Genomic DNA, 2,298 nt, shown 5'->3' on the forward strand with positions numbered 1-2,298 from the left:
CGCGCGATCAGGTCGATTTCAAGGTTGACGCGGGAGCCTTTGCCGAGCTGGCCCAGCGCCGTGCTCTGAACGGTATGCGGAATCAGGTTGATGCTGACCTCGCAGCCAGCGTCATCGTCAGCGCCGTCCGCCACATCAGTAACGCGGTTGACCGTCAGGCTCACGCCGTTGACGGTGATGGAGCCTTTGTAAGCCAGGTACCTGCCCAGCTCGCGCGGCGCGAGGACACGCAGCTCCCAGCTTTCGCCGACCTCGGCGAAATGCGTGACCCGGCCAATCCCATCGACATGGCCGGAAACTAGATGGCCGCCTAGCCGGTCATTGGCGCGCAGCGCTTTTTCGAGGTTGACGACGCCGGTATCAGCCAATCCGCTGGTCTTTGCCAGGGATTCAGCGGAAATATCAATGGAAAACCGGTTGTTGGCGCTGTCCAGCGCCGTGGCGGTCATGCAGGCGCCGTTGAGCGCAATGCTGTCGCCCAGCCCCACGTCGTCCAGGTAACCCGCAGGCGTTTCAATGATGAGGCGCTTGCCATGGTCTGAAGAGCTGCCCAGGCTATGGATAGCGACGATGCGCCCCATGCCGGTGATGATTCCGGTAAACATCAGGGTATTTTCGCAGAGATTGCGGCGGCGCCCGGGGCAGGCCGGCAAACTCAACGGCCAGGCGGGCCTAAAACTGGTCGCGGCCCTGTACCCTGGCCACAATGCGCAGGTCGGGCCCGACCATTTCGGTCGAGCGGAACTCCAGTGCCAGCGCCTGGGAAAGCTCGGTCAAAGGCCCAAAGCTGGCCATGCCAAAGCCCTGGCCCATCATTTTGGGGGCCAGGTAAACCACAAACTCATCCACCAGATCCTCACGGATGAAAGAGCCATTGAGTTTGTGGCCGGCTTCGATATGCAGTTCATTGACCTCGCGCCGGGCCAGGTCGCGCAGCATGGCGGCCAGGTCAACCTTGCCATGGGCGCCCGGCAGGTGGATCACGGTGGCGCCGCGCGCCTCCAGCGCCGCCTTTTTGGCGTCATTTTGCTCCGCGGCGTAGATATAGAGCGTGCGGCCCGCTATAAAAAGATGAGCATCGAGCGGCGTCTCAAGGCGGCTGTCCACCACCACCAGATGCGGCTGGCGCGGCGTGTCCACCAGCCGTACATCGAGGCGCGGGTTGTCTTCCAGCACCGTGCCAATACCGGTCAGCACAGCGCAAGAGCGCGCCCGCCAGGCGTGGCCATCGGCGCGGGCCGGCTTAGAGGTAATCCACTGGCTGGCGCCGTTGTCCAGCGCCGTGGTGCCGTCCAGCGAAGCGGCCATCTTCATCCTGACCCACGGGGTTTTGCGGATCATGCGGCTGAAAAACCCAATGTTGAGCTCACGCGATTCCGCCGCGCCTGGCCCAACCTCCACCTCGATCCCGGCCGCCCGCAGTCTTTCAAAGCCCTGGCCAGAGACCAGCGGATTAGGGTCGGCAATCGAGGCCACCACTTTTTTGATGCCGGCCGCGATCAGCGCATCGCAGCAAGGGCCGGTGCGGCCGTGGTGGGAGCAGGGTTCCAGCGTGACGTAGGCGGTTGCGCCGGCTACCGAATTTCCCCGGGCTGCTGCATCACGCAGGGCCATGATTTCGGCGTGAGGGCCACCGGCTGGTTGAGTATTCCCTTGACCTAATATCGTTCCGTCATCGTCGGCGAGGATGCAACCTACTCGGGGATTGGGCGAAGTGATTCGGAGTGAGTCCCGCGCCAATCCGATGGACAGGTCAATAAGTCGATCTTTGGCAAACACGGGCCAAGCCATCAATCGTTAACAGTCGCCGAGCAGTTGGTATCGGTGGCGCTTGTAGGCTTACAGGTACGCGCGCGGCCAGTTCTGGAAATTTTGATTCTGCGCGTCTGTGCAAATACTTCACTCCCGGAAACATCGTTGCGGGTTAAGTTGAAAGTGAGGTTTGGGGTCACACCGGCTTCGCCTTTTGTTGTGGCGTAACCAGAAGCGTCAAACATAATGTACGGCGCGATTGTGGTTGGGTCTGCAGTTCCGTTTCCCGTCACGATGACGTAGCTCGGCAATCGCCCCTGCACAAGTACAGTTTTATCAAGATTTTCGTCATATCTCCGCGTGGCATTATTTGCTCCAAGCGCGAACACGACCCAGCCGGTGTTCCAATCGGTTCCATTGCCTGTTGGCACCACCATCGCGCTCGTGCTCAGTTTCAAGGCCTCGCTTCGCGCCGCATTGATGGCTGCCAGCAAGGTATTGGTGGCAGAGGTGAGTTCCGCATTGCGGCGGTACGTATTCAAACTC

The 2,298-nt window shown here is 60.9% G+C and carries 3 protein-coding genes; all 3 read right to left on the reverse strand.

Annotated elements, in window-relative coordinates; genetic code table 11:
- The coding region (locus tag RMO23_RS15555) for a riboflavin synthase (protein ID WP_309683429.1) at positions 1-605 on the reverse strand (605 nt) is incomplete at its 3' end.
- A gap of 67 nt (positions 606-672) precedes the next feature.
- A complete protein-coding gene (ribD, locus tag RMO23_RS15560; RefSeq protein ID WP_309683430.1) occupies positions 673-1,791 on the reverse strand; it encodes a bifunctional diaminohydroxyphosphoribosylaminopyrimidine deaminase/5-amino-6-(5-phosphoribosylamino)uracil reductase RibD in 1,119 nt (372 codons plus the stop codon).
- Positions 1,791-2,298: GspH/FimT family pseudopilin (locus RMO23_RS15565; RefSeq protein WP_309683432.1), on the reverse strand; the 508-nt coding region annotated here is incomplete at its 5' end. The genes RMO23_RS15565 and ribD, both read right to left, overlap by 1 nt.

This window comes from Polaromonas sp., assembly GCF_031411155.1.
In the GTDB taxonomy this organism is placed as follows: Bacteria; Pseudomonadota; Gammaproteobacteria; order Burkholderiales; family Burkholderiaceae_C; genus Polaromonas.

What these genes read in the sequence shown, in the direction of transcription:
- ribD (WP_309683430.1), bottom strand. Translation starts at nt 1,791, where the DNA reads ATGGCTTGGCCCGTGTTTGCCAAAGATCGACTTATTGACCTGTCCATC.